The sequence below is a fragment of the Patiriisocius sp. Uisw_047 genome, from assembly GCF_047730165.1.
Lineage (GTDB): Bacteria > Bacteroidota > Bacteroidia > Flavobacteriales > Flavobacteriaceae > Patiriisocius.
This window is the reverse complement of sequence record NZ_CP159834.1, coordinates 421,634-447,222: the sequence shown is the minus strand read 5'-3', so window position 1 is coordinate 447,222 and position 25,589 is coordinate 421,634. Positions and strand designations below refer to the sequence as shown.

Sequence of the window (25,589 nt, the reverse complement as noted above, 5' to 3'; positions counted from 1 at the left end):
TCTATGTCTATGAAAATGTTGTCTGTTGTCTTTTGTCTATTTTTAATGCTATGCTCAAGTTGTAATGAGATCAACCCAAAGGGGGAGGATGAAATACGCGCCTTTGTAATGGAATGGAGCGACAAACACACGGAGCTTAAATTTCCATATCTCGATACGAGCTATATGGATGTGGTGCAATATTACGGCAAGGAGCAAACAAGATTTCAAGTGCAGAAGGATAAAGCATTGCTGTTTGAACAATTTCCAGACTACGGGCAGCAGATACTAAATAACGAATTTACCATTAGTAAAGAAGGCGCGAGCTATCTGGTGGTTTTTGTAAAAGAAGTCACATATGATGGGGTGGAAGCAGCCTATGAAACGTACCTGCTCGTCACTTTATTTAACAGCAAATTTATCATCTTACGAGAAGGAGTTTCTGGGGACAAGAAATACTTGGATGTCCCTATTTTTCCTAATTATCGGGAGCAGCTTTTAAGTGCTTCAGAAAATCGCCAACTCTTTGGGGATTTTAACGGAGATGACCTTTCTGATTATGCTTATGTGGTGTCTCCAAAACTTATAGGAGATGTCGTAGAAAATTCACCATCACAAACAACCCAGAAGTGCAAGGGTGCCTGTAAAAGCGTCCTCAGGTTTAGTGCGCCAGGATTGGAAGCTATTACGATAACAGATAGCTATAATTCTCAGTTAGAAAACTTAAAAGACCTTAATAGTGATGGTGCAGATGAGATTGGGTATTGGGATCTAAAACCCACGTTTAAAACTCTTTATGTTTTTGACGCTACTACAGGAGGTTTATTGACACCGCCTGTTATTATTAATACTACGGTACATAAAGACCTAAAACTTATAGATGTTTTCAAAAAAACCGGTCCTAATAAAATTACAGTGACGCGCAGCGTGGAGCAAAATGGAAAGTGGATCTTGGTCAGTGAGATAGTGGTCTTGGACTAAGCTGCCTTCCTGCTTTAAAACAGCGCAGTTTACTGCTCTTCGGTCTGTGCTTTATTTTTGTTTTCTACCTCTTTTTTATCCTTTACAGTTTCAGGGATAGGGTGTTATCCTTGTTTGTTGTCAAAATCTGACTTTCTCATAGTTTCAATTTATTTGGTCTGTGCTGTTTGAGCGCATTTAACTCAGGATAATAAAAATTAAAAGAGTGGCAAGGGGGCTAATGTTTTTAAGAGTGCATATTATTAAAAGTTAGAATTGGAGTTAATTTAAGTTGGCGATATTCATTCTACGAAGCAGCAAAGGGTTGTGTTTTGCAAAGTGCTAATAAGCCTTTTTCATAAACATTTTAGAAATCGTAAAGGAATGGGCAAATGTTATAGCTCCTAAAAATGCAAACATTAAGGGTAATAAGATTTTCTCATCCTGGATCCATAAAAACAGGAGCCCTACGGTAGTTATAGAAATCAGCCAAATAACAAAAGATGATTTAATATAGATGATAAAGGTCTTTATAGACACTTCACCGTATAAAAAAGATTGCTGCTCAAAAATGGATGGAATACTATGCCAAAAAATGAAATAAATAGCAAATGCCCATATCAGTGTGGCTGTTTTAAACACGACAGCAAAAACAAGTAAAAGAAACAATTCAAACAAAAGGCGTTTCCAGGTCATATTGTTTTTAAGAACCATAGTCAATGCAAATAATAACCAAATGATCGCAGTAAAAGTAAAAATCCATTTAAACCAAACTGTTAGAAAAGTAAAGCCAGTGAGTGAATTTATTATTTCTACCGTTGCGGTGCTATTAAGGTTAAATAGCAGGAATAGAATAGTTAGTCCATAAGACAGAAACATGGACTTGTTAAAAGTAGAGGTGTTGTCTGAGACTGTATTAAAGTGTTGTTCGCCAAAATGATAGGCACTGAAAATAACAAATGCAACAAGGGCAAAGCTAGGAATAGAATAAAAAAGCAAACTAGCGATAAGTACCGTGCCTATATAAGAGCCAATAAATAAGGCTAATTGGATAGGTTTTGAGGATGTAGTTACTTTTGAAATAAGTTTGAGATCATTGCTTCCGTGCAGAATACCTAGTGAAAAAATTAAAAATAACCCAACAACTTGTTGTGACGGACTAGAAAAATATCCAGAGAGCCAAAGGCTAAAGAAGGTGATTATTATTGCGATTTTCGTATAATTTTCCATCATGAATTACAAGATAAATAAATAATATCCTAATTAATCAACATATTATTTATTATTTGATATTTATTATTTGATATTTATTGTTTATTGTTTATTGTTTGTGTAGATTTGTTGAACAAAAATTTAAATATAAACAACCATGCAAAATTTAACTTCTTTACTTTCTTTGGTTCCAAAAATGGCACCAGACGATTACGTTGGCTTTACCTTCTTTATTGGAGCTATGGCTATGATGGCAGCTTCTGCCTTCTTTTTCTTTACTATGAATGACTTTGACCGCAAATGGAAAACTTCTATTTTAGTGTCAGGGTTAATCACCTTTATCGCCGCAGTCCATTATTGGTATATGCGTGATTATTGGGCTGTAAATATTGAGTCGCCTACCTTCTTTAGGTATGTAGATTGGATATTAACTGTGCCATTAATGTGTGTTGAGTTCTATCTCATCCTTAAAGTAGCGGGTGCAAAACCAAAGCTTTTATGGAAACTTATTGTACTCTCTGTCATTATGCTCGTAACTGGATACGCTGGAGAAGCTATATATCCTGAACAAGCTCAAATCTGGGGATTAGTATCAGGTATAGCATATTTTGCTATTGTTTACGAAATCTGGCTTGGAGGCGCAGCAAAAATTGCAAAAGCAGCAGGTGGGTCTGTTCTTAAGGCGCACAAAATGTTATGCTGGTTTGTATTAGTTGGATGGGCAATCTATCCTATTGGATACATGGCAGGAACTCCTGGTTGGTACGAAGGTGTCTTTGGAGGTTTGAGTGTTGATGTATTATATAACATCGCAGATGCTATTAATAAAATAGGATTCGGTCTTGTGATTTATACTTTGGCTGTTAGACAAACAGAAGCAAAAAACGCTTAGCGATTAAATTTTATCGAGGCTAAGAATTGGAATAAGGTGTGTGCGAAAGTACATACCTTATTTTTTTTTAGAAAGAGTCAGTGCCTATCGCGTTGTTAGTTTGACAGCCACTGCATTTCTTCGGAAGAAAAAATAATAGGGAGGATTGTAGCCAAAAAAGAAAGTTTGTTAAGTATAAGTTATGTTGTTTTATCTAAAATCGCAATTTTCTTCTTCTTGGTACAAAAATATAACCAACTAGTTTTGAAAAACCTTTGTTGGACGTTTTTCTCTATGAGTTTTTAGAGAGCGGTATTGATTGATATAGCCTGGCTTCGTAGTTCCTTATTTCAATTTTATCGAAGTTTTTTTCCACAGGTAATAAGGCGTAAGATTTTAATTAAAATGGGTTGTTGAGAGAGATGGTGTTCTACTTGGTGCTCTCAAGCACAGGAAATCATCAAGCCAAAAAAAGCAGGCCGGCGGCTGCTCCTGCATAAGTAAGTATCTGTTCTTTACATCGCAGGTACTGCGAATGCGTCTACTGGGTGAATCATGTGGTTAGATTGGTTTACAACGTTGGGCTCGTTGTAGAAGTAAGGTGTCAGAGAGAGTAGCGGCACACCTCATACCGGGCCTAGGAAGTCTGACAGGTAGCGCTATTAATTATATCCTTATTAGTCATTTTCAAAAAATGACAGAAGCGCATTTTACGATTCGATGGCTAGAACGAAATTATGGGATGGAGGCAGTCTAAGAGAAATATATTATTATTGCGGCTTAAAAGCATTCACACATGGCAAACAACAATACACCTAGATCCTGGAAAGCGCTCATAAGCGAGTTGATAGCACTTATCTTAAAAAGCATGAATAAACGTCCTAGGACTTGGCATCAGCACGTGGTGCCTTATAAGGATGATTGGGCAGTACGGCGTGAAGGTAATAAGCGAATCACGTCAAAACATAGAAAACAATCTACGGCCATTAATAAGGCCAAAACACTAGCCAGAAAACACAAAGCAGATGTGATTATCCACAGAGCAGATGGAACTATACGCGATCGTATTAATTATGATTAATTTTTAAGGAGTGCCGTCAATAAAATAGCAGTCAATGCTTATTTTTATACCACATCGTACACAGCGGCATGCCAAATTTCTTTAAAAGAAGAAATCACCATATCTGCGTTTGAATAATCTTGATCTGTCGAGTGTTTGCTGTCATAGCCCACGACAAAGATACCGGCGTCTACAGCTGCTTTGATTCCATTACTGGAGTCTTCTATCACCATACACGATTCGCGAGGCTGTCCTGCAGCTTCAGCAGCTTTGATAAATATTTCTGGATGCGGTTTACTTTCTTTAAGATCTGCACCGCTCAGTTTTGCTATAAAGTATTTGTTGAGGTTAAAACGATCAAAAATACGATCTATATTTGGCATGGAAGCAGAAGAGGCTAGAACCAATGTGAGTCCGTTAGTGTGATAATCCTTAATCAAGTCTAGCACGCCATCCAATAGTTGTAGGGAGCTATCGTTCTCAAAAAGATATTTAAAATGCTTTCGTTTACAAGCAACTAGTATTTCAGGTGCTTCCGAAATAGCAAACATATCCACCAGTTTTTTACAAATGTTCAAGGTAGACTGCCCGGTAAAACTAGTGTAGAGCGTTTCAGAAACTGTAATATTCATGTCGTCAAACATCAAAAAATAAGCCTTCCTGTGAAGCGGTTCCGTGTCCACAATCACCCCGTCCATATCAAATAACACTGCTTTTAACATTTGAATTTTGTAATTAAATTTATAGCGTAATAAAGATACAACGTTGACTTCGATACATTTTTATTTTTGAAAACAACAAAAACAGAGAGCCACCTGAGTTCTTTATTACAATTTACAAATGTACTAAAACCGAAATGTCTTTATTTAATGAATAAGGGTTGTTTTTGTGTCCAATGAATAATGATTCCAATTGATATCGCTTGCGAAGGCACTTTCTAAAATCAACAAGAACAATCAAAGGTGCCTGCGTGTTTTCCTTTGTTCGAGGGGAGCAGAGGACATAGGAAAATGTACCGATCTGCAGGCGGGTAATATCTAAGTTTATTTTCCGATATTTGCAGTATGAAAATGACTCGCTACTTTAAGAGTCATTCGCCTAAAATATACACCGATGGCAAAAGAGATTAAAAATTTAAAAGACTTACAGAACACTGAGTATTCGTTGAGAAAGCTCTTTGAAGAAGCAGAAGATTTCCTTCCACTTTTAGGGACTGATTATGTGGAATTATACGTGGGGAATGCAAAACAAGCCGCGCATTTTTACAAAACAGCATTTGGTTTTCAGAGTGAAGCCTATGCAGGATTAGAAACGGGCCTTAAGGACCGCGTTTCTTATGTGATCAAGCAGGGAAAAATACGATTAATGCTTACCTCGCCGCTTGGTGAAGGTGGTGAGATTAATCGCCACATCAATGAGCACGGTGATGCTGCAAAAATAATTGCATTGTGGGTGCCAGATGCGACAAAGTCGTTTGAGGAAACTACAAAACGGGGGGCAAAACCTTATATGGAGCCTACGAGAGAAGAGGACGAGTTTGGTTGGGTGATTAAATCTGGAATCTACACCTACGGAGAGACAGTTCATTTATTTATTGAGCGTGAGAACTACAACGGACTATTCCTTCCTGGTTTTGAAAAATGGGAGTCGCATTTTAATCCAGCACCTGTTGGTCTTAAGTTTATCGATCACGTAGTAGGAAATGTAGGTTGGGGAGAGATGAACAAGTGGTGTGAATTCTACGCAAAAACAATGGGTTTTGCACAGATCATTAGTTTTGCAGATGACGATATTGCTACAGATTACACGGCATTAATGTCTAAGGTAATGAGTAATGGAAATGGCCGTATCAAGTTCCCGATTAACGAACCAGCAAAAGGAAAAAAGAAATCTCAAATTGAGGAGTATCTTGATTTTTACGGAGGTGCAGGGGTGCAGCATTTGGCTTTAGCAACAGATGATATTGTGGCAACGGTTAGTGCTATGCGTGATAGAGGCGTTGAGTTTTTATATGTACCAGACACTTATTATGATGACATTCTAGAGCGTGTAGGCGAGATAGATGAAGACATTGAGGTGCTTAAGAAACACGGAATCTTAATTGATCGTGATGAAGAAGGATATTTACTTCAGTTATTCACAAACAACGTATTAGACAGACCAACGATGTTCATTGAGGTGATACAACGTAAAGGCGCTCAGTCTTTTGGCGTCGGAAATTTTAAAGCGTTATTTGAAGCTATTGAACGACAACAGGCTAGAAGGGGAACCTTATAGTGCGCAGTAGCACTGCTGAGTAAACAGTTTTGAGCCACTCCTTGGGAGTGGCTTTTTTTTTGTCAAGACATTCCGCACGTTACGTGTGCTGAAATTTATTTAGTATGCGAATCACTTTTCCTTGAGTCTAAAAAAATAAATATAATAATCTAAGCTCCTTCCATTCCTTTAGGAGCTATTTGAAATCAAGTATTGCTTGATAGGAAATACTTAGCGCAATGTCTTTAGCAATTCTAAATCATGCGCAATTTTCACTAACTTCACATTATGAAAACACAGCTCCCAAACCTAATCGTTTCCAGAAGATCTGTATTCCCTGGTCAATATAACAATCAGCCTATTTCCGAAGCAGAAATAAAGACCTTGCTAGAAGCAGCAAACTGGGCACCAACGCACAGACGTACAGAACCGTGGCGGTTTAAGGTGGTGCAAGGAGCCGCCAAAGATAGCCTAGGCGTATTTTTAGCTAAATCCTATAAAGACACCATCGCGAAGTTTTCTGTCATGAAGCATAAGAAGATTTCTGAAAAAATAGAACAAAGCGCTGTGGTGATTGCCATCTGTATGCAACGTGATCCCTTAGAGCGCGTTCCTGAATGGGAAGAAATTGCTGCGGTGGCCATGGCAGTGCAAAATATGTGGCTTACCGCGCACGAGTTGAAAATAGGAGCCTACTGGAGTAGTCCTAGTTTGATTTCAGAAATGCACAACTTCTTTGATTTTAGAGACGGAGAACGATGCCTAGGTTTTTTCTATTTGGGGAAATATGATGGCGAACTTGATCCGGGAACGAGACTCACACCGATAGAAGTTAAAACCGAATGGTTGACATAGGTTAGCCCTAAAACAGTGTTTGAATCGCATCCCAATTCACATAGACCTTATAACAGAACAGTCCTAAGAAGGCGAAGGTCGCCATCACCTTAAGTACGGTGGAAGCGAGAAAACCTATAAAAGAACCGATTGCCGCTTTAAAGGCGGCTCGGGTTTCTGTTTTGTTTATAATTAGTTCTCCAAAGAGTGCTCCCAAAAACGAACCTATCAAAAAGCCGAAGGGGATAGGGATTAAAAATAAGCCCACAAAAAGCCCGATAATAGCACCCCAAGCGCCGGCTTTGGTTCCTCCAAATCGCTTTGTACCCATCGCTGGAATCACATAATCGAGTATGTAGATACCGATAGCGACGACAAAGGTGATCCCTAAAAACCACCACTCTGTGGCTATTACAGAGGTGATATACAATAATGCTAATCCCAACCAACTTATAGGCGTGCCTGGAATCACGGGTAAAATAGCGCCCGCTATACCTACAAACATTAGTGCAAAACCAAGAATAATTAGAGCTATATCCATACAGGTCATAAGTATCGCTTGTGAATCATTTGTTACATTCATTATTTATAACTAATAAATTAGTTTAACTAAAATATTAGTTATAGATTTGACCGAGAAACAAGGGGAAAGAGAAATATTAAAGTTTTGACTAAAACACTCCGTGAATTTCAGCGGAATAACCAGAGGTAAAATTTCAAGATTAAAGACCAAATAATAAAATAACAGACTCACAACACACAGCATTTAAACCATGAAACAACTCACAAAAGCCGAAGAAGAAATAATGCAATACCTCTGGGATTTAGAGGAGGCAAATGTGGCCACGCTCGTGGCACAGTTTCCAGAACCAAAACCTGCAATAAATACCGTGAGTACTATTGTAAGAATTCTAGAGAGCAAAGATTTTGTCGATTACCGAAAAGAAGGAAGAGGACATATTTATTTTCCGAAAATGACCAAAACGGCCTATAGCAATCAATCTATTAATAAACTGGTTGACGGTTATTTTAAAGGTAGTTTTAAAAGTATGGTGTCTTTTTTTGTGGAGAAAAATGATATCAACGTCAAGGACTTAGAGTCTGTGTTAAACGAAATTAATAAAGAAAAAAAATAATGACACATTACATCTTACAGGTCATCGTTTTCCAGCTGTTGTTTTTTACAGTGTATCAAGCCGTGCTGCGTCGCGAAACCTTTTTCACTTACAACCGTATCTATCTTTTAGGGACGGCAATCGTTTCGTTTGTGCTTCCCTTAATGCAATTTTCATTTATAAATGAACAAATACCGGAGGCATATAAAATACAATTACCTACTATATTAATTGGCGATACAACTCCCGCTATTGATACAGCGGTACAATCTTTAAATCCCATTATCATAACGCAGGACCTCCTTAATTGGTCGGCCATCATCACCGGTATCTATGTGTTGGGTATAGTCATTACAGGGATGTTGTTTGTTTTAAAACTTCAAAAATTAGCTCGGTTTAAAAAGCGGGGTATCCTAATCAATAGTGCGGGATACCGGGTTTGTAGAATCCCTCAGTCTTCTGAAGCCTTTACATTTCTAAGAACCATGTATTTGGGAGCGCATATTTCCGAAGCAGAAATAACACATATTATTGCCCACGAAAAAGTGCACATAGATCACTGGCATTCACTTGATCTGTTGTTTTTTGAAATTCAGAAAGTCCTTTTATGGTTCAATCCGCTCCCATATCTATATCAAAAACAACTGCAAACGGTCCACGAGTTTACAGCAGACAAGGCAGTGGCGAGCGCTGACAAAACCGCCTACTACCAAAATCTATTATCGCAAGTTTTTGGGACGACTCAAATATCATTTATCAATACATTTTTCAATCATTCATTAATCAAAAAACGAATCACTATGTTACAAAAATCAAAATCAAACCGCGTATCAGTATTAAAGTATTTACTAGTAATACCGTTTATTGCAGGGATGTTAGTGTATGCATCTTGCGCTAATGAAGCGGAAGAACTTACAACAAATGCAGACCTAACATCTGAAACGGACACAGAGGTAATGCAAAAAATAAATGAACTAGCTGAGGCAATTATGAAAGTTGGAAACTTGACAGATGATGAATCTAAGGCCTTAAAACTATTAACCACGGAAACACAGTCTGGAGATAAAATCTACACCTCTGTAGATGAGTATATTACCGATAGTGACGAAGCTGGTTTTCCGATGAGTATTATAGAAAACGTACCCGTGTATCCTGGTTGTGATGGAGATAATGCTGAGAAAAAGGCTTGTTTTTCTAAGAGCGTCACCACGTTTATTGTCAATAATTTTGATACTTCGGTAGGGAAGGATTCAAATATTTCTGGGAAGCAACGCATCCTTGTAAAATTCAGGATTAATAAAATTGGGATCATTCAGGATGTTGAGGCAAGGGCAGAACACAAAGAATTAGAAAGAGAAGCAAAAAGGGTGTTAAATCAACTCCCAAAGATGAAACCGGGAATGCAGAAGGGTGAAGCGGTAAATGTCGAATATTCGATACCTATTCTTTTTGTTATAAATGAATAATATACTCGATTTATAATATACTAAAATAGCCTACGTTTTTTCGTAGGCTATTTTAGTATATTATATCTACCTGCGTACATATATGGAGTCTTTATTTTGAAGATTGTTTTATATGACTTATCCTATCGCTAAAATTTGTACTTTTCACCCTCAGAATGACGTACTTAATGCGAGTTATATTTCTTTTCATATTTTTAGTTTCGGCGAGTTCTTGCCAGTACTTTGACACAGAAAAAATTTCTGCGGAAACGTTCTACGATGAAGAAATTAAGACGCTTGATTTGAAACAAATAGATACCTATCCTATTTTTCAGGAATGTGAGAAAGCAATGGGAAAAGAAGAAACGCGTCTTTGTTTTGAGAACGAACTCACAGCAAGAATTGCACAGTCTCTATCTAGAGAGTCTTTAAAGGCGATCAATAGTCTACAGGATACCCTTTGGGTAAATTTCACTATTTCAGAAAAAGCAATCATCACAGTTAATGAAGTAAAGACAGACAGTCTCATCCATTTAGAATTTCCGAAGTTACAAGAAAAAGTGGCTCAAAAAATAGATAGCATCACCCTTAGAGCTCCTGCTTATAAAAGAGGGATTCCCGTGAAAACCCGGTTTAACTTACCCATTGTGATTAGGACAGAAGAATAGTTATGTGTTGCCCTTCAACTCCAGAAGCACTCATCTAGAAGAGGTTTAGGCTACAGTTCAAACTTATAGCCCAACTGCAGATTAGTAGGAAACTCACCATTATTAGTTGCGTTAATACCCACTAAGTCATCGAGGTGCACGGTAATAAAACCATTCCCTAAAGCGATATCTGCACCCAGCCCTAAAGTTAAAGGAACAGCAAAGCTGTCGCCAGATGTAGGCGTTACAACTGGTTCTGGAGCCGCTGCTTCTTCGTTGACAAATTCACCATTAAAGCTTGTGTAAGAAACAAACTTCGAATTTACATACACATCAAATTTAGGCTGCATCACAAACTTAAAACGGTAATTTAAGGAAGCTTGAAAAGCACTATAATTGTAATCAATAGACTCAAAAGTATTGGCTAGCCTGAGAACCATAGCGTGTCTTTTTAATTTAGCTCGATCTATAAGTTCTAGTTCTGCACCTATTTGTAACTGCGTTGCGTTCGTAGGATTATCGGTAAAATGACTGTTCGTGATTCCCGCAAAAGCCCCCAAACGTAAGGCTGGTTTTAAGGGAGCTGCTGTTGCGTTAAAAGATGGGTCTGCGGCAGTATTGTATTTGTTGAAAAATTTACGAAGGCTCGGTAAAGTAAATTTTAGTTGGCTTGTTTCTATAGCTGCATCACTTGTTTGAGATGCTAAGGTTTGTCTAAACTCGTTTTGATAGCTGCCGTTCTCTTTTGCATTTGTGAGCTCTATAATAAGAGCGCTGTCTTTCTTAGAAAAGTAGCGGTATTCGCCGTTTATTGTGTTCCAGAGAAGGGTGAGTGTTCCTGCTACTTCGGTTTTTAAAGACAGGTTTTCATCATTCACAATATAGCTGTTTTGTGCCGTCATTGCGCCAGCAAATAGTAGTATGATACCGCAGAATAGGGAGTGTATATTTTTCATAACTGTAGGTTTAGGACATGTTAAAGATATAAATTTTCGGCTTAGTGGAGATGCAAACGATCCTTCCAGGTGTAATTTGTGAACAGACTTTTAAGAACCACCCAAGTAGAAACAAGGGCGTAGCTATAAAAATGAATAAAAACGTGTACTACAGAAATATTCCTACCGAAAAACTGTCCGGATTTTTGGAGCAGCAGATAATCAATAATAATCTTAAGAATCAAAGCCGAAATACCAAACCACAACGATTCTTGATATAAAAATAAATAGAACGGAAGCAGTAGAATAGTCAGATTTACCGCAAAGACAATCAAACCTATCAATTTTATAAGACTGGATTTTTGCTTCCCTGTTTTCTTCGCCCACCGCACACGTTGCGAAATGAGCGCCTTCCAAGAAGTTTCTGGAAACGTAGTAACGATAGCTTCTTTGTTTGCCAGATACCCTACTTTTTCTGGAAACTGAGATTGCACATTTTCTAACATAAAAATGTCGTCTCCACTTGCAATGTGCTTGTTGTTTTCAAATCCGTTGAGTGCCTTAAATAGTGGTTTTGTGTAAGCAAGATTAGCGCCATTGCAGAGCAAACCCGTCCCAAGCCCAAAGCTTCCCATAGTAATACCTTGCAAGCTAAGAACATCTAATAGTTGATATTGATCGATAAAGGAGCTGGATGTTTTATAGATGACTGGCGCCACAATAAATTCTACCTTGGTTTTTAATATAAACGAGTGAAAGCTTTGCAGCCATAGCCTGGGAAGTAAACAATCTGCGTCTGTAGTGATAATCCATTCGTGTTTTGCTAAGTCGATCGCCGTAGTAATAGCATCCTTTTTTGGTGCTATCGAAGTCCGTATATTATCTACTACTGAAATAATAAGCACAGGAAACTCCCGCGCAAATTCTTTAATAATTTTTACAGAGTCATCTGTAGAATCATCGTTAATTAATATTACTTCAAAGTATTCTGGTTTATATGCCAGCGCTGCGATAGATCTCAAAAGAGCAGGCAGTCTTTCGGCTTCATTTCTAAAAGGCACCACGATCGAAAACGGAGTAGATGTTTGTGACGATTCTTCTCTGTTTAAAATTTTAGAAATGTTCTTAAGTCTGTCGAGGCCAAAAATAAAGCACCCAATAAGGACTGCGTAGCTGGCTATGAGTATGAGAAAAATCATTGGCTCTCTGCGGGTTTAAAAGTCATCACAAAATAGCTTCCTATTAGTGCTGGTAGGACAAAATTGAGAAGCCACATGGTTAATACGGTGCATAAAACAGTGGGCTCAGGCACATCAATAATTGAGAATAACCATACGGCAACACCACTTCTTATCACTACATCAAATATAAAGAGTGATGGAATGATACTTACGAAAAAATACATGGTGAAGATGAAAATATAAAGCGAAACAAAACCATTTTCAGCTCCAAAAAAGACTAAGACAATAACGAATAAAGAACTAAAAACTAAATAACGAAGTAAGGAAAATAAGGCTGTTCCTGTTTTTATTTTGAGACTTAGCCCTTTGAAATAGGTTAAAACAGACTTGATAGAAAGCCCCTTGATTAATAGTGTCTTGTTTCTAAAAAAGTATACAGCAAGTGTACTGAGAAACAGGCCTAATAGGATATAACCTACTTTGTTTGTTGAAACTGGTAGCGGGTAATTAAGTCCAACTAAACAGAAGCCTATCATCCCAAAAAAGGCGGTTACCATCATTTGCATTCCGTTGCTGAACAAATTAAGTAATAAGATTTGTTTGCGTTTTTCATTTGGGTAATAGGCCGCTTTTGCGCCATAATCACCTACCCGGGCGGGAGTCGCCAAAGAGGCAGTTAGGGCTGCGAGACTTTGCTTTAGCGAAGTTTTAAATGATATGGTCTGAAGATGGGATACTACTAGTTTCCATTTTCTTATTTCCAATAACCAATTAAGTAGCGTTAATGCTAAAATAACGAGAATTGAATAATAAGGATTGGAGTTTTCTTCTGTGAAAGCATTTTTAAATTCGCTCCACGTCTGCGTATCAATATTCATTACTTTTTGAAATATGAATATGAATGCCACAAGCAATATCAAAACCTTTAGGGCAACGAGTAGATATTGTTTAGATTTGTGAGAGAGGGGAACCATTCATACGAAAGTAACAAATAAGCTTTGCGCCTTTGCGTCTTTGCGAGAAAAATTACAAACACATCCGTGAGTAAATCAGAAAGAATCATATTAGGCATCGACCCAGGAACCACCATTATGGGTTTCGGACTCATTAAAGTCGTGGACAAGAAGATGGAATTTATGTTGCTTAACGAACTCCAGCTTTCTAAGTACGACGACCACTACAAGCGACTAAAACTCATTTTTGATCGCACAATAGAACTTATAGATAATTACCATCCAGACGAGATCGCCATTGAGGCACCTTTTTTTGGGAAGAACGTACAGTCTATGTTAAAACTAGGAAGAGCACAAGGTGTAGCCATGGCTGCTGGACTTTCTAGAGAAGTTACCATTACAGAATATGCTCCTAAAAAAATAAAAATGGCCATCACAGGCAATGGTAATGCCAGTAAAGAGCAAGTAGCAAAAATGCTGCAAAGCACCTTAGGCTTAAAAACATTACCCAAGAATCTCGACAGCACAGATGGACTCGCCGCCGCAGTCTGCCATTTTTATAATAGTGGTAAAACGATAGGCGTCGGTAAAAGCTATTCAGGGTGGGATAGTTTTGTAAAACAAAACGAAAAACGAATCAATAAACAATAACCAATTAGCAGGAAACAATAGATAATTTACAAGAAACTGGAGTGTATGATGGGTACGAAAAATGGAATGCATAACGATAACCCCCTAAAGTCTAAGTCATATAATTTTGCTTTAAAAATAGTTTTACTCTATAAAAAATTAACTAATGAAAGTAATGAATACGTTCTTTCGAAGTAATTATTAAGATCAGGAACTTCGATAGGTGCAAATGTAGCAGAAGCGAATGGAGCAATTTCTAGAGCTGATTTTTCAGCAAAAATTTCGATCAGTTATAAAGAAAGTTTAGAAACAAAGTATTGGTTGTCCCTCTTAAAGGATGCAAGTTTTATTACAATAGAAACCTATGAAGCATTATATAAAGATGTTGATGAATTGTCGAAAAGTTTATTCAGTATTCTTAAAAGTACACGTCTAAAAAAATAATTTTGCTAATTGCTAATTGCTAATTGCTAATTGCTAATTGCTAATTGCTAATTGCTAATTGCTAATTGCTAATTGCTAATTGCTAATTGCTAATTGCTAATTGCTAATTGCTAATTGCTAATTGCTAATTGCTAATTGCTAATTGCTAATTGCTAATTGCTAATTGCTAATTGCTAATTGCTAATTGCTAATTGCTAATTGCTAATTGAATTATGGCCGGAATCTACATCCACATCCCTTTTTGCAAACAAGCCTGTCACTACTGTGACTTTCACTTCTCCACGTCCTTAAAAAACCGCGATGCTATGGTGGACGCTATTTGTAAGGAACTAAAACTTCGGAAATCTGAGCTGGAAGGCGAAGTACATACTATCTATTTTGGTGGAGGAACCCCGAGTCTTTTAACTGCTTCAGAAATAGCTAAGATTTTAAACACGGTGCATTCCACATATAAAGTCACAGGCGATCCAGAGGTAAGCCTTGAAGCGAATCCAGACGATTTAGTCTCTCTGCCCAATGTCAGTCTGAGCGCAGTCAATGACCAACAGACGTTACCAAACAGTCAGGGTATGAAGAATAAACTTCAAGCCTACAAAACAGCTGGCATCAACCGTTTATCAATAGGAGTCCAGTCTTTCTTTGAAGAAGATTTGAAATTAATGAATCGTGCTCACAATGCAAATGAAGCCATCGAATGCATTATCCAAGCTAAAGAATATTTTGAGAATATTAGCCTTGATCTGATCTACGGGATTCCAAAAATGACTCAGGAGCGCTGGCTAGAGAATATAGAAATAGCATTGGGGCTAGACATTCCGCACTTGTCCTGTTATGCATTGACGGTAGAGCCTAAGACGGCACTAGAAAAGTTTATTAAAAAAGGAATAGTGCCACCAGTAGAAGATGATGTCGCACAAGAACATCATCAATTATTAATAGCACGTACTGAAGAAGCGGGTTATGACAATTATGAGTTTAGTAACTTTTCTAGACCAGGTTGGGAGTCTAAAAACAATACCGCATACTGGGAAGGAAAACCGTATTTAGGTGTTGGGCCCTCTGCACACAGTTTTGATGGAGCACAGCGTGGCTGGAATATTGCTAATAATGCGATCTACTTAAAAAAAATAGCAAACAATGAACTCCCGATTCAAAGAGAGACCTTATCAAAAACAGATAGATATAACGAATATGTGATGACAGGATTACGCACAAAAGCAGGAGTTTCCTTGCTTAAAATTTCCGAAGTGTTTGGGGAGAAATATCATGATTATCTTGTAAGACAGATGCAAGGTCACCTAGATAATGAGTTGTTGTTTATTGGGGATACTAACGTAATGGTGACCAAGAAAGGGAAGTTCTTGAGTGACGGAATTGCGAGTGATTTATTTTTGATTAACTAGATTCAGAATCCTTTCCGGCAAGGATAGTTGTATTCTACACATGTCATTAATTGAAATTAGTTCAAAGTTCAGCTACTAAGTTGCTGCTGGTAATTTAGAGAGAATTTGTAGCCGTATAGTTTAATTTGCTGGAATTATACAATTGAAAATCTTATCTTTCGAAAAGATTCCTAGGATAATGTATATTCTAAATAATAATAAAGAGTAAAACAACATAAGGGCTCGGAGATTACAATTTTATAAAAAGGCACAGTTTGTTTAGATTAGTTTATTTTTAACGGTTTTGAAGATGAGCGCTGAGTATTTGCCTAGGCAGATAAATGAAAGTTTGAAAGAAATATTGGAAGTGAGAATTGGTTAAAAGATACAATCAGGAATTGAATGACTTACTTGGTGATTTAGTATAAAAAATTAATTAAAATTAGTCAGTATCAAATGGATGCTGAATTAAGTTCAGTATGGTAACTACACTAAAAATTAATGACGAATTAAAAACCGTTGACCTCTCTCAACCGATAGATATTTCTATTGAGTTAAGCGCAGATGTAAAAAACCCGTTAGCTTGGTATATAGATAAACCAGAAATAGAACCTGTACAACTAGATGATTGGGTAGGGAGCACAGAGGAAGGCGCAGCAGTTAATTTTAAAAGCATCCTATTCAATCCGCACGCTCATGGTACTCATACAGAATGTGTAGGGCATATCTCAAAAGAATTTTACTCCGTAAATACTTCTCTCAAAGAGCACTTTTTTTTAGCTGAAGTAATCTCTGTAGTCCCAGAAAACAAAGGGAAAGATCAAGTAATCACTGGCTATGAAATAAAAAAAATGCTGGACGGCAAGCAGCCCGAAGCCGTTATAATCAGAACGTACCCTAACACACCTTCAAAAAAATCTAGAAAATATTCTAATACAAACTGGCCGTATCTTAGTAAAGAGGCGGCTCAATATTTACACGATTTAGGCGTACAGCACCTTTTAATAGATCTTCCCTCTGTAGATAAGGAGAAAGATGATGGCAAGTTACACGCCCACAAGGCATTCTGGAACTACCCAAAAAAACCGCGTTTACACGCTACCATAACCGAATTTATTTATGTTCCTAACAACGTAAAAGATGGTAGTTACTTACTTAATTTACAGATGGCAAACTTTAAAAACGATGCGGCACCAAGTAGGCCCGTGTTATATAAATTCAAATAATTAGCATGGTATTTTTCGGAACGAATACCACAACATTAAATGTTTGACGATATAGATGTTTTTAAAAATTACAACATAGATATATTTGTAATTCCAAGAACAGAAATTAATTCTATATACCAGAATGGTAAGATTTTTGAAATAGAAAGGGAAGACTAACAATTAAATGCTGCTACTTTTATTAAAAGTAGTTTGAAACATAGAAGCATATACCATACATGGAATTATTATCTTTAGGGCTGGCCATAGGTGCCATTCTGGCTTACTTTTTATATACTCAGTTTACCTTAGGGCGAAAACGTGACAGGCATAAAACTCAGTCAGTTATTTTAATGGAAAAAATTCGTGCGGTGTGCAAATTGATCACAGTCGAAGGAAATTTTTCTGAAATTTACCTTTATGAAAATGTAAAAGACAAATGGATAAACTTGTGCAGACTATAAATTAGACTACAGCGCTTTGAGTATTGACAATCCTAAGAAAGAACTTTCATCAAAAAACACACTCGAATAATTTATATGAAGTGTTTTCCCTTTTATATAGTAAACATAGGCAGTGCAGCTCTTAGAAGCGTCGTGCTCTATTTTTTCATAGCAACTGCCGCAACGGTTTGCGCTCAGGACTTTGATAGGACAGACGCTACGATACAACTCTACCCAGAAACCTTTGATGAGGTAGCGCAGTTTGACCGTTTTTTATCTCGGGACTTTAATACGGATGAAGAAAAAGTGAGAGCTATTTACAGCTGGCTTATTAACAATATCTCCTATGATCCAGACGCGTATAAACTCTTTAATTATAACTTTAAAGATTATAGAGAACGCAACCAAAAAGAAGAGCGTAGCAGAAAAAAAATTATCGAACATACATTGAGAACAGGCAAAGCGGTCTGCGAAGGCTACGCTATGACTTTTGAAAAACTCTTAACCCTGCAGGGGATAGATAACTATTTAATACAAGGCGATACAAAAACGCATTTCAAAGATATAGATCGCAAGTTTGACCTTAGTCATATGTGGAACGCCATTAAAATAGATGATTCTTGGTATTTGTTTGACACGACCTGGGGTGCGGGAAAATATACGAGCAAGTTTGTCAAAGAGCCTTCTTATTACTATTATCAAATAGCTCCGTCAGAATTTATAAAAACCCATTACCCAGAAGACATAACAGATGCATTTGTAGCGAACCCGCCTGCTTTTGAAACGTTTTCCCAGCAGCCCATTTATATTGTGTCTAGTCTAGCCTTGTCAGCCTATGCTACTTCCTATACTGGAATAATTGACAGTGCACAGCAACCCGATGAATTAGAATTTGGCTTTAAAGAAACACCTTCACAAATTGGGTATGCCTACGATGGAGAGATGCTTCCTGTGAATGCTATTCAAGAATCAGGGGAAGGCGTTTATTTTACAATACCTTTGCAACGTGACGCTAAAACACTTTTAATTTATCTAGACGGCAAGCCTGTTTTAGCGTATATCATAAAATAATATGCACGTAGAAAATTTCAGAAATTATTGTCTTTCAAAAAAGGGGGTAACAGAGTCGTTTCCCTTTAATGAAAGTACGCTCGTGTTCAAGGTGATGGGAAAAATATTTGCCTTAAAGGGTCTGGATAGATTGCCAAGTCAGGCAAATTTAAAGTGCGATCCAGAGCGCGCTATCGAGCTTCGTGAGGAGTACGATGGCCGCATCATTCCTGGATATCATATGAGTAAAAAGTTATGGAATTCCATACTTTTAGAAGACATGCCAGACACGCTTATTATAGAATTAATAGATCATTCTTACGATCTTGTGGTCGCAAAACTGACCAAAAAAGCCCAAGCAGAACTCGCTAATTTATGAAGCAACCAACTACATTTTACAAAGCTCAAATTAAGCAACACCAAGAAGTGTTGACCAAGGTAAAAGGGCAACTATTGCAATCGAGCATTCTAAGAATGATTATTTTTTTAGCCATAGGCGGAGCGGTTTATTTTTTCTTCGGAAATACGCCAGCTGTGCTTATTTCTCTTTTTGTTGGGATCGTAGCTTTCTTGTTCTTAGTTTCAAGACATGCTAACTTACAATACAAACGAGATTATCTGCTGCAATTAATAGCGATTAATACGATAGAGTTAGAAGTTCAAAACAGAAATTTTTCTATGCTTCCTTCTGGAAAGCAATACAAAGATGGGCTGCATGAATATAGTGAGGACATTGACCTCTTTGGGGAGGGTTCTTTCTTTCAGTATTTAAATCGAACAACCTTAAAGAATGGAACAGATTACTTAGCGTCACTGTTTAAGGAGAACAATATTGACAAGGTAGAAGTAAAGCAAGAAGCAATCAAAGAACTTTCTCAGATTGCAGGATGGAGACAACAGTTTTCTGCCGTCGCCGCTTTAGTCAATACTGAAACTACCGCTGAGCAAGCTTCGGCTTGGTTAGCAGGCCATAAAAAGTTTGTACCAAGTCTCTTCAAGACAGTTCCGCTTATTTTTACAGTCCTTTCTATAGTGTTGAATGCTGTTTATATCGCAGGGTTTATTCACGGTGGGATCGTGGTAGCGTGGTTCTTATTAGGGCTGGGTATCTCTAGTGGTTATTTAGGGAAAGTGAACAAGCTTTCTGCTCACACTTCAAAAATACAAAGCACATTTCAGCAATACTACAAATTGATTTCTTTGATAGAAAAGCAAGAGTTTAAAAGTGAATTGCTAGTAGCTCAAAAATCACAGATTGTGACAGATTCTGAAAAAGCGTCTGGTGTACTTCATCAATTTTCAAGGTTGTTAAATAGACTCGATCAGCGCAATAATATGTTGATAGGTGTTGTGTCCAACGGTTTTTTCTTGCGAGATTTAAAAGTGAGTTTTGACATCGAGCAATGGATTGAAACCCATCATAAAAAAGTAGCCAATTGGTTTGATGTAATTCATTTTTATGATGCCTATAACTCCTTAGCTAATTATGATTTTAATCAGCCAACGCATACCTATCCGGTGATTCAAGAAGAAGGAGCCTTGTTGCAAGCGACTGCAGCGGCACATCCTTTGCTTGATCCTAAGACGGCAGTACGAAATGATATTAATATTTCTGAAGCACAATTTTTTATTATCACGGGAGCAAATATGGCCGGGAAAAGTACCTTTTTAAGAACCGTTGCTTTGCAAATTGTGATGGCAAATATGGGCTTGCCTACAGATGCGGCGCAATCACATTATACGCCTATCAAACTTATTACGAGTATGCGTACCACGGATAGTCTGCAGGATGATGCCTCTTATTTTTACAGTGAACTCACCCGTTTAAAGTTTATTGTTGATGCGATAAAACAGGATCGCTACTTTATAATTCTTGACGAAATTTTAAAAGGAACCAATAGCACAGATAAGGCAAATGGCTCAAAAAAGTTTATTGAGAAGCTGGTGCGTAGCAAGTCAACTGGGATTATTGCCACTCACGATTTAAGTTTGTGCACCACAGCAGAAGATTTTGATGCTGTCAATAATTATTATTTTGATGCTGAGATTATTGACGACGAATTATACTTTGATTACACCTTTAAAAAGGGAATCTGTCAAAATATGAATGCCTCTTTTTTATTAAAGAAAATGGGAATTGTAGATTAAAACGGCCACGCAGGATATCACATAAAAATAAATCTCAAACATTATAGTAAATAGTTAAAACACTTTTGGGATTTGAGTATTGAAATTTAATACCCGCAAACTAGTTAATATATGGATTCATTAACCCAAATTGTTTTAGGAGCCGCCATTGGTGAGGCCGTTTTAGGAAGAAGAGTAGGCAATCGAGCTGCTTTTTATGGGGCTATTGCTGGTACGATTCCAGATCTAGATGTGCTGATAAAACCTTTTGTAGATACGGTTACTGCGCTCGAGTGGCATCGTGGGTTTACACATTCAATTCTATTTTCCATACTATTCGCTCCAGTTTTTGGTCGGCTTGTTTCGCTATGGGATAAGACTGCGAGTTGGCGACAATGGTCCTGGTTATTTTTCTGGGGATTTCTTACACACCCACTGCTCGACGCGCATACAACCTGGGGAACACAATTGTTCTGGCCTTTTGATTTACGACTAGCATACAAAAACATCTTTGTAGTAGACCCATTATACACGCTTCCATTTTTAGTATTTCTCATGCTTGCCTTATGGCGAAAACGCGCTGACCCGAAGCGACGTCGTTTAAATAATATTGGGTTATTGGTGAGTAGTATTTATTTGCTATTGACTTTAGGCTTGAAGGGCATCACGTATTACAAGTTTAAGTCTGCCCTAGAAGAACAAGCCATTTCTTATAAAGAACTAGAGACGAAGCCGGCACCAATGCAAACTATTTTATGGACAGCCAATGTAGATGCAGGCGATCATTTTTTAATTGCAGATTATAGTCTGTTTGATTCCCAGCCAATTACCTTCCATAAGCATCCGAAAAATCATGAGCTCATTGCAAACATAAAAGAGAATCCAAAACTGCAACGAATGATTAAGATTGCAAAGGGGTGGTACACCATAAATGAAAAGGATGGTGTTCTTTATTTAAATGATTTACGTTTTGGACTGTTAAGTACGAACCCTGCCAGTCAAGAATACGTGTTTGCCTTTAAAATGGAAGAAAAAGACGGTGATCTTACCTTTACAGAAAATAAAAAAAATCCAGCAGACGCAGGTAGTTTGTTGGGCGATTTGTGGACTAGAATAAAAGGGAATTAAGAGCAACTAATGCCGGTTAGGTAAAAAGAGACCCTAAAAGATAGTATGTTGGTCACAATTATCCTTTAAGGTTTAATGCTAGGTTCTGATGTTGCTAGTTTTCGGCAAAGCCTCCTACCCGCAACTCATATCTGCTATAATTTTCCATTCTCCATCAATCTTTTTAAATATAACCAAAAAGATTCCATTGGCATCACCTACGGTTCGGCTTAAAAAGTATTTTCCCATTACCCAATAACTATTGCTTTCAACGGGTGAGATGTCAACAACCTCAAAAGTTAAGGTGCCGCTATGTTCTCTTGTGGGATATCCTTTTTTATAATTTTCTAGTGTAGGTTGCCAACCTTTGGTAAGGCCTCTGTTTCCGAAGAATTTTAAGGAGTCACTTTTTATATAGCCTTGCATAAATCCTTCAAGGTCATTATTACTCCAGGCGATTTCTTGATCTTTCATCACTTTGAGGATGGCAGCTTTATCTTCTTCAGGATTTGGTTTTCCAAAAATAAAGGTGTTTTCTTCTTCAAGAACGGTATCGGTTTTTGTTTGTGAGTTGCAGCTTGAGAAGGTGATTGTTAAAAATAAAATTATAAGTAGTCTCATTTTAAGTTATGTTAGTTTTACAATATAGGGATTGTTTCGTGCCTCTTAAAGGAGCGTTTAAAATCTAATGAGGCAAATGCATGAAGTCTTCACCAAAAACAGTCTCTAACCTAAAGATTAGTTCTTGAGCGTTTTCTTTACTGAACACTATAGGAGGTTTAATCTTAATCACATTATTATCTGGGCCATCTGTGCTAATTAAAATACCTAGTTCTTTCATTCTATTTGCCAGATACACGGCTTGTTCTGGCAGTGGACTTTTATTTGCGTCATTGATTTCAAACCCCAAGAAAAGACCTTCACCTCTCACACTACCTATGATGAGGTGCAGTTTTTGAAGCCTTTTTAATTCAGATTTTAGAAAGACTCCTACGTCTAACGCATTCTGCTGGAGGTTTTCATCTTCTATCACTTCTAGCACAGATCTACCAATGGCGCACGCTACGGGATTCCCTCCAAAGGTGTTAAAAAACTCTAGCCCAGTGTCAAATGCATCTGCTACTTCTCTTGTACAAGCAACTACTGCCAGAGGATGTCCATTGCCTGCAGGTTTTCCCATAGTGACAATATCTGGAATGACATCATATAGTTCAAAAGCCCAAAAGGTTTTTCCCATACGTCCAAAACCTGTTTGAACTTCGTCTGAAATACAAATGCCTCCCGCAGCTCTAACAGATTTGTAAACGTCCTTAAAATAATTTGCAGGAGGAACAATCTGTCCGCCACAGCTTATTATAGATTCGCCAATAAAGCCCGCGATAGTATCCCCTTTTGATTTTAATCTATCAATATTGGATTGCGCATAGTTGGCATAATCAGTTCCGCAATTTGGTCCTGTGTGTTTTCCTCTGTAGGGATCGGGCAATGGTAATATATGGGTAGTATCTGGCTTTCCGCTTCCACCTGTGTGGTTAAATTTATAGGAGCTCACATTCATAGCGGCGTTTGTATTGCCGTGATATCCTACTTCAATGGCTAGCATGTGATTGCTTTTTGTGATGGTCCTTGCCATTCTTAAGGCTAGTTCGTTTGCTTCACTACCAGAGTTTACAATGTGCAAGACAGAAAGTTCTTTTGGTAATTTTTTGAGTAATGCATCTGTGTAGGCAATAATCTCTTCGTGCAGATAACGCGTGTTAGTTGTTAAAACCGCCATCTGTCGCTGTCCAGTCGCAACTACTTTTGGGTGTTGATGCCCTACATGATTTACGTTATTTGCAGTGTCTAGATATTTTTTTCCGTCGGTGTCTATTAAATACACACCTTCTCCTCTTACAATGTGTAAAGGAGTGTCATAGGATAAACTCAAGCTCTTGCCTAAATGTTCTCTTCGAAAATTAATTATTTCTTCATCTGTATATTTTGGTTTTGTTTGCAGTATTTCTTCTGTAAAAACAAGATTAGGATCGGGGCAGATACTTCTCCAGATTTCCTTTTCTGAAGGTAATGCGACTCCGTTGAAATTTGCATTGTTACCCAGAAGGTCTAAGATAATCTGAAAGTGAAGGTGTGGAGCCCAGTTCCCATTTTCATTGGGAGCACCTATGTAGGCTATTAATTCACCTTGTTTTACACGGTCACCAGTTTTTAAAATACTGAGAGAAGTCAAAGTCAAATGCCCGTATAATGTATAAAAGATAATGTCGTCAAAAGTATGTTCTAAAATAAGCATAGGACCATAATCTTTGTCGTAATCATTATGGTGTATAATTTTGACTACGCCCTCAAAAGGTGCGTGCACAGGTGACTGCGCTGACACCCAAAAGTCTGTGCCTAAATGAACGGTGCGGTATCTTGGACCGTTATTTCCTTCACTCTTAAAAGCATCTGTGGTGTAAAATGGCCTTGTTTCTAAGTAGCCGTTAGCGAGTAAGGCAGTAGGATTCTGTTTGTTAAATTGTTTTAATTTAAACTCTGAAACTTCTGGATCGCTGTATTCTGAAAGATTACCAAAAAGGGTGCTTCCTACACTCATATCTACAACCGTAATAGAATTTAATAGTTCCGAAGGAAACATTGTTCTTAAAGAAACTTGATTTTTACTAGCCCAAGTTGTAAAGTGAGTCTCTTGAGGATGCGCATCAAAACCGCAGGCGTTTCTAAATGAATATTCCGCAAACTCGGGATGGATGGTCCGCCATTTCTTCAATAGGTCCCAAGCTGGTTCTTCGCTAATGCCATGGTATTTGTTTTCACTTTCATTTTTTTGCCTAATCGCTGCTTTTGTGACCGTGGTGACTAAGCGCATCGCAACTAGAACATATAGACAGTGCAATTCTGCTTCAGAAAAAGTGTATTCTAATTGATATCCTTTTAAAATAGCGATGGCAGCCTCTAATGGATCTGGTACATCCATACTTGCATATGCAATTAGTATCGCGACATCATTAATCGTTTGGCTATACACGGCATCACCAAAATCAAAAATACCAGCGATTGTAGGGTGTTTTAAATTTTCAGAAACTAAAATGTTATAATCATTTACATCACCGTGAATGACACTCTTGGGCAACGCATCGTATTTTTTTTTATTTTGAGTAAACTGCTTTTGAAAATTTAAAACGATTTCTTTTTCTTCAGAATCAAATAAGTATACGTGGTTACATGTCCAAGCAGATGCTGCTAAGTCCCAATCACAAGTTCTTAAGGCTGCTGGATGCTCAAAATTTAAAAGTTGTTTTGTGATTTCGCCTGCTTTTTGTCCTAGTTGTTCTCTTAGGTTTTTAGTTTTTGGATTAATGGTAGCCCAGATTCTCCCATCGATCCAAGAGATAAGTCGCACATACCTTTTTATTCCTTCCAGTTCAATTTCGATAATAAGGGCGCCGTTTTGAGCAGGTATTACAAGTGGGGTTTTTACTGAAATGTTATGTATGTTAAGGTGGATAGACACCGCGTTTAAAAAGTCCAGGTGTTCAAAAGAAACCTTAGAATCAGCTATTTTTAAAATATAGGTATTACCTTGAGTGCTTTCTATTTTGAAGTTTTCATCCTCATCACCTGGTAATGGTTTAATAGAACCACCAATATTAAAATGGGCAGAAATAATTTTTGACACGTGTAGTATAGTAGTCGCCATTTTTCACAATTTGAATCTAACAATATTAAGAAAAAAAGTCTCTTTTTTAAAGA

The 25,589-nt window shown here is 37.5% G+C and carries 25 protein-coding genes and 1 pseudogene; 18 read left to right on the top strand and 8 right to left on the bottom strand.

The window, feature by feature from the left end; genetic code table 11:
- Positions 1-3 precede the first annotated feature (3 nt).
- Positions 4-960: a hypothetical protein gene (locus ABXT71_RS02110; RefSeq protein WP_415372149.1), complete on the top strand. Its 957-nt coding sequence runs from the start codon at positions 4-6 to the stop codon at positions 958-960.
- A 321-nt stretch (positions 961-1,281) separates the two neighbouring features.
- Here ABXT71_RS02110 and ABXT71_RS02105 read toward each other — a convergent pair whose 3' ends face one another.
- Positions 1,282-2,172, bottom strand: coding sequence for a Brp/Blh family beta-carotene 15,15'-dioxygenase (locus ABXT71_RS02105; RefSeq protein WP_415372148.1), 891 nt, complete (start codon positions 2,170-2,172; stop codon positions 1,282-1,284).
- 136 nt (positions 2,173-2,308) lie between these two features.
- On the opposite strand from ABXT71_RS02105, the gene ABXT71_RS02100 reads away from it, so the two are divergent.
- The 3 genes from ABXT71_RS02100 (at position 2,309) to ABXT71_RS02090 (ending at position 4,103) form a co-directional block, all read left to right on the top strand.
- Positions 2,309-3,043, top strand: a complete 735-nt coding sequence (locus tag ABXT71_RS02100; protein ID WP_415372147.1) for a bacteriorhodopsin — start codon at positions 2,309-2,311, stop codon at positions 3,041-3,043.
- A gap of 544 nt (positions 3,044-3,587) precedes the next feature.
- Positions 3,588-3,779 (top strand): EcsC family protein, encoded by a 192-nt coding sequence (locus tag ABXT71_RS02095; RefSeq protein WP_415373051.1) that lies wholly within the window; start codon positions 3,588-3,590, stop codon positions 3,777-3,779.
- Between the two features lie 39 nt (positions 3,780-3,818).
- Positions 3,819-4,103 (top strand): DUF2188 domain-containing protein, encoded by a 285-nt coding sequence (locus ABXT71_RS02090; protein WP_415372146.1) that lies wholly within the window; start codon positions 3,819-3,821, stop codon positions 4,101-4,103.
- A 44-nt stretch (positions 4,104-4,147) separates the two neighbouring features.
- Here ABXT71_RS02090 and ABXT71_RS02085 read toward each other — a convergent pair whose 3' ends face one another.
- Complete coding sequence (locus tag ABXT71_RS02085; RefSeq protein ID WP_415372145.1) at positions 4,148-4,804, bottom strand: HAD family hydrolase; 657 nt, start codon at positions 4,802-4,804, stop codon at positions 4,148-4,150.
- A 391-nt stretch (positions 4,805-5,195) separates the two neighbouring features.
- Here ABXT71_RS02085 and hppD point away from each other — a divergent pair, with 391 nt between their 5' ends.
- Both hppD and ABXT71_RS02075 read left to right on the top strand, forming a co-directional pair.
- Positions 5,196-6,359, top strand: coding sequence for a 4-hydroxyphenylpyruvate dioxygenase (gene hppD / locus ABXT71_RS02080; RefSeq protein ID WP_415372144.1), 1,164 nt, complete (start codon positions 5,196-5,198; stop codon positions 6,357-6,359).
- A 267-nt stretch (positions 6,360-6,626) separates the two neighbouring features.
- Positions 6,627-7,193 carry a nitroreductase gene (locus ABXT71_RS02075; RefSeq protein ID WP_415372143.1) on the top strand — a complete coding sequence of 189 codons (567 nt, stop codon included), beginning with the start codon at positions 6,627-6,629 and terminating at the stop codon, positions 7,191-7,193.
- Between the two features lie 7 nt (positions 7,194-7,200).
- On the opposite strand, the gene ABXT71_RS02070 is transcribed toward ABXT71_RS02075, so the two are convergent.
- A complete protein-coding gene (locus ABXT71_RS02070; protein WP_415372142.1) occupies positions 7,201-7,755 on the bottom strand; it encodes a DUF456 domain-containing protein in 555 nt (184 codons plus the stop codon).
- 190 nt (positions 7,756-7,945) lie between these two features.
- On the opposite strand from ABXT71_RS02070, the gene ABXT71_RS02065 reads away from it, so the two are divergent.
- The 3 genes from ABXT71_RS02065 (at position 7,946) to ABXT71_RS02055 (ending at position 10,400) form a co-directional block, all read left to right on the top strand.
- A complete protein-coding gene (locus tag ABXT71_RS02065; RefSeq protein WP_415372141.1) occupies positions 7,946-8,308 on the top strand; it encodes a BlaI/MecI/CopY family transcriptional regulator in 363 nt (120 codons plus the stop codon).
- Complete coding sequence (locus ABXT71_RS02060) at positions 8,308-9,753, top strand: M56 family metallopeptidase (RefSeq protein ID WP_415372140.1); 1,446 nt, start codon at positions 8,308-8,310, stop codon at positions 9,751-9,753. The genes ABXT71_RS02065 and ABXT71_RS02060 overlap by 1 nt, the downstream gene beginning before the upstream one ends.
- Positions 9,754-9,920: 167 nt before the next feature.
- Positions 9,921-10,400, top strand: coding sequence for a hypothetical protein (locus tag ABXT71_RS02055; RefSeq protein WP_415372139.1), 480 nt, complete (start codon positions 9,921-9,923; stop codon positions 10,398-10,400).
- 50 nt (positions 10,401-10,450) lie between these two features.
- On the opposite strand, the gene ABXT71_RS02050 is transcribed toward ABXT71_RS02055, so the two are convergent.
- Genes ABXT71_RS02050 through ABXT71_RS02040 form a run of 3 tightly spaced genes read right to left on the bottom strand, consistent with a single transcriptional unit; the run spans position 10,451 to position 13,373 of the window.
- Positions 10,451-11,335 carry a hypothetical protein gene (locus ABXT71_RS02050; RefSeq protein WP_415372138.1) on the bottom strand — a complete coding sequence of 295 codons (885 nt, stop codon included), beginning with the start codon at positions 11,333-11,335 and terminating at the stop codon, positions 10,451-10,453.
- Between the two features lie 41 nt (positions 11,336-11,376).
- Positions 11,377-12,513, bottom strand: coding sequence for a glycosyltransferase family 2 protein (locus tag ABXT71_RS02045; RefSeq protein ID WP_415372137.1), 1,137 nt, complete (start codon positions 12,511-12,513; stop codon positions 11,377-11,379).
- Positions 12,510-13,373, bottom strand: a complete 864-nt coding sequence (locus ABXT71_RS02040) for a hypothetical protein (protein ID WP_415372136.1) — start codon at positions 13,371-13,373, stop codon at positions 12,510-12,512. Before ABXT71_RS02040 ends, ABXT71_RS02045 begins: the two co-directional genes overlap by 4 nt.
- A 162-nt stretch (positions 13,374-13,535) precedes the next feature.
- Between ABXT71_RS02040 and ruvC the strand changes: the two genes are divergently transcribed.
- The 9 genes and pseudogenes from ruvC (at position 13,536) to ABXT71_RS01995 (ending at position 21,857) form a co-directional block, all read left to right on the top strand.
- Positions 13,536-14,099, top strand: coding sequence for a crossover junction endodeoxyribonuclease RuvC (gene ruvC / locus ABXT71_RS02035; protein WP_415372135.1), 564 nt, complete (start codon positions 13,536-13,538; stop codon positions 14,097-14,099).
- Between the two features lie 189 nt (positions 14,100-14,288).
- A pseudogene (locus ABXT71_RS02030) lies at positions 14,289-14,522 on the top strand (four helix bundle protein); the annotation flags it as partial.
- Between the two features lie 212 nt (positions 14,523-14,734).
- Positions 14,735-15,925 carry a coproporphyrinogen-III oxidase family protein gene (locus ABXT71_RS02025; protein ID WP_415372134.1) on the top strand — a complete coding sequence of 397 codons (1,191 nt, stop codon included), beginning with the start codon at positions 14,735-14,737 and terminating at the stop codon, positions 15,923-15,925.
- Between the two features lie 458 nt (positions 15,926-16,383).
- Positions 16,384-17,130, top strand: a complete 747-nt coding sequence (locus ABXT71_RS02020; RefSeq protein WP_415372133.1) for a cyclase family protein — start codon at positions 16,384-16,386, stop codon at positions 17,128-17,130.
- Between the two features lie 218 nt (positions 17,131-17,348).
- Complete coding sequence (locus tag ABXT71_RS02015; protein ID WP_415372132.1) at positions 17,349-17,573, top strand: hypothetical protein; 225 nt, start codon at positions 17,349-17,351, stop codon at positions 17,571-17,573.
- Positions 17,574-17,648: 75 nt separating this feature from the next.
- A complete protein-coding gene (locus tag ABXT71_RS02010) occupies positions 17,649-18,623 on the top strand; it encodes a transglutaminase domain-containing protein (RefSeq protein ID WP_415372131.1) in 975 nt (324 codons plus the stop codon).
- 1 nt (position 18,624) lies between these two features.
- A complete protein-coding gene (locus ABXT71_RS02005; protein WP_415372130.1) occupies positions 18,625-18,981 on the top strand; it encodes an MmcQ/YjbR family DNA-binding protein in 357 nt (118 codons plus the stop codon).
- On the top strand, positions 18,978-20,750 hold the full coding sequence (locus tag ABXT71_RS02000) for a MutS-related protein (RefSeq protein ID WP_415372129.1): 1,773 nt from the start codon (positions 18,978-18,980) through the stop codon (positions 20,748-20,750). Before ABXT71_RS02005 ends, ABXT71_RS02000 begins: the two co-directional genes overlap by 4 nt.
- Before the next feature lie 111 nt (positions 20,751-20,861).
- On the top strand, positions 20,862-21,857 hold the full coding sequence (locus tag ABXT71_RS01995) for a metal-dependent hydrolase (RefSeq protein ID WP_415372128.1): 996 nt from the start codon (positions 20,862-20,864) through the stop codon (positions 21,855-21,857).
- A 114-nt stretch (positions 21,858-21,971) separates the two neighbouring features.
- On the opposite strand, the gene ABXT71_RS01990 is transcribed toward ABXT71_RS01995, so the two are convergent.
- The gene (locus tag ABXT71_RS01990) at positions 21,972-22,457 is read right to left on the bottom strand and encodes a YybH family protein (RefSeq protein ID WP_415372127.1); all 486 of its coding nucleotides are present in this window, start codon (positions 22,455-22,457) and stop codon (positions 21,972-21,974) included.
- Positions 22,458-22,521: 64 nt separating this feature from the next.
- Positions 22,522-25,536 carry an aminotransferase class III-fold pyridoxal phosphate-dependent enzyme gene (locus ABXT71_RS01985; RefSeq protein ID WP_415372126.1) on the bottom strand — a complete coding sequence of 1,005 codons (3,015 nt, stop codon included), beginning with the start codon at positions 25,534-25,536 and terminating at the stop codon, positions 22,522-22,524.
- Positions 25,537-25,589: the final 53 nt, after the last annotated feature.